The 2249-nt window shown below is 34.3% G+C and carries 4 protein-coding genes; 3 read left to right on the top strand and 1 reads right to left on the bottom strand.

What is annotated here, in order from left to right; all coding sequences use genetic code 11:
* Positions 1-444: YitT family protein (locus tag AC220I_RS21515; protein ID WP_486725922.1), on the top strand; the 444-nt coding region annotated here is incomplete at its 5' end.
* A 121-nt stretch (positions 445-565) separates the two neighbouring features.
* Entirely contained in the window at positions 566-1123 is a 558-nt protein-coding gene (locus AC220I_RS21520; RefSeq protein ID WP_486725923.1) for a TetR/AcrR family transcriptional regulator, read from the top strand.
* 128 nt (positions 1124-1251) lie between these two features.
* On the opposite strand, the gene AC220I_RS21525 is transcribed toward AC220I_RS21520, so the two are convergent.
* The gene (locus AC220I_RS21525; protein WP_486725924.1) at positions 1252-1548 is read right to left on the bottom strand and encodes a hypothetical protein; all 297 of its coding nucleotides are present in this window, start codon (positions 1546-1548) and stop codon (positions 1252-1254) included.
* A gap of 128 nt (positions 1549-1676) precedes the next feature.
* On the opposite strand from AC220I_RS21525, the gene AC220I_RS21530 reads away from it, so the two are divergent.
* Positions 1677-2249 (top strand): mechanosensitive ion channel family protein (locus AC220I_RS21530; protein WP_486725925.1); only part of this gene is annotated, 573 nt, incomplete at its 3' end.

Raw genomic sequence — 2249 nt, forward strand, 5'->3', positions numbered from 1 at the left:
AAGCGACTTTTTAGATTTATGTCCATTTCGATTATTATAGCTGCCCTAGATGTGAGTGTTCTTATATTTGCAGCATTTGTTTTTGACACAAGAATTGCTTTATACGCATTACTCACACAGGTAGTCGCAATGAAATCAGTTGAAACTGTGCTATACGGTTTTTCCTCAAAAGTCGTAAAACTTGAAATCATCAGTGAGAAAGAAGCTGAAATTGAGGACTATATTTTAAAGCATTTGAATAGAGGTATTTCTAAATATAATATTGTTGGTGGATATACAAATTTAAGTCGTACAAAATTAGTGACAATTTGTTCACCTCGTGAATCTTTTCTGATTAGGGATATGATCTCTAAGACCGATTCTAAAGCTTTTGTCAGTGTTTTACCTGTAAACACGGTTTGGGGTGAAGGTGTGGGCTTCGATAGCCTAGCAGATGAAGAGTAATTCAGTAAAAGCATGTGCAAGGCTATAAAGACCAAACACATATAAGGGGATATGAGGTCTTATTTGACGTGTTGATTTTATCAGCGTAAAATAGAGGTAGGAATTTAGGAGAATAAAAATTATGCCAAAGATTATTACAAATCCTGAACAGCTAATTTTATCTGTAGCGCGTGAAATCATCAGTGAAGAAGGCTATAAGGCTATGAACGTTAGAGCAATCTCTAAAAGAAGTGGTGTTTCTATTGGCACCATTTATAATTACTTTCCAGATAAAGCGTCTTTAGATTATCGGGTCATGGATTACTTTTGGATGGGATATGAGGAAAAGATCAAAGTGATATTGGAAAACAATGATCCCATTTTAAGTCAGATACGAGCGTGCTATGACGTTCTCATGGAACATCTCGGTCAGTTTTTGACGCTCTTTTCAATCAGATCCTCAGCGAAATCAAGAGAGCGCTACTGTGATCCCAACAAACAAGCGCTTCTTAATCGCGCAGGCCAACTCATGGCGATAAGGTTAAAAGAAACTTGTGTTTTTGATGAGGACTTAAGTGCTGAGGAAATGGCGAATTTTATTATAAACACCCATGTTCAAATTGCATCTTATCAAATCTATGAGTATTCAATTTTTGAGAAAATTCTACAAAAATCACTTGTGATCAAGTCGGTTTATTAAAACAAGTCAAGTAAAGCTTAAAAATAGTTACTTAAAAATCAACCAACCCTATTTGTAATGAATCAAAAGAAGGTCATTCACTTCACCAGTGAATGACCTTTATTGTAGATTATTCGTTTTTAGGATGATTAATTTATAAAAAAGCCTTTTAATGTTTGAATGTTTTCAGGGTAGTCAAAATTTATTTCTACACGTTGTTGATTGTTGTTGGTGAAATGTATAATAGTTTTAGAGCCTTCCTCAACAGCTCTTTCAAACCGATATCCGTCATTAATCAATTTTTCGATTCTAGATTTATTTTCTGAAAGTTCATGTTCAAGCTCTTTTTTTTCAGAATGATAATGATTTTTTGCACCATCTCTTAAGGTATTTTTACTCTTTGCATGGACGACTTGTCGTTTGGCATTTGTACCTCTATAAGGCATTGACATCACACTCCTTAAATATAATGATACTTTCATACCCCGTTTAAATTAATTTATTCGATAAACTTAGAAGTAAATAAATTAACAATGCATTTGTGGTAAAATAAAGAAAAGAAGGAGGCTTTTATATGAATCTAAGCATTGAAGGAAAATTTACAGGCGAAATATTAATGACGATTGCAATAATAATTTTAGCGTATTCAATTAAAAGAGTCCTGATGAAAATACTTCATCAAAAAATTGAGGATACATCAAGTTTTTATCGCACGCGACGGGTAATTACATATACCATTTTTGCAGTGTCTGCTATAACGATTGGATCGATATGGCTTAAATTTGGACAGAGTTTTTCAACTTATATTGGCTTAATTTCAGCCGGTCTTGCTGTGGCTTTAAAGGATTTGGTTGTTAACGTAGCCGCATGGCTTTTTATAACCATTAAAAGACCGTTTACAGTGGGGGACCGAATAGAAATTGCAGGTGTAAAGGGTGATGTTATCGATCAGAGATTGTTTCAATTTTCAATAATGGAAATTGGCAACTGGATACAAGAAGATCAAAGTACAGGGCGTATCATACACGTCCCAAACTATAAGGTTTTCACAGACCATTTGGCAAATTACACCATTGGTTTTGAATACATTTGGAATGAAATCAGCATATTGCTGACATTTGAAAGTGAGTGGCAAAAGGCAAAGGGG

The organism is Fusibacter sp., from assembly GCF_057447755.1.

What these genes read in the sequence shown, in the direction of transcription:
- AC220I_RS21525 (WP_486725924.1), bottom strand. Translation starts at nt 1,548, where the DNA reads ATGCCTTATAGAGGTACAAATGCCAAACGACAAGTCGTCCATGCAAAG.
- AC220I_RS21520 (WP_486725923.1), top strand. Translation starts at nt 566, where the DNA reads ATGCCAAAGATTATTACAAATCCTGAACAGCTAATTTTATCTGTAGCG.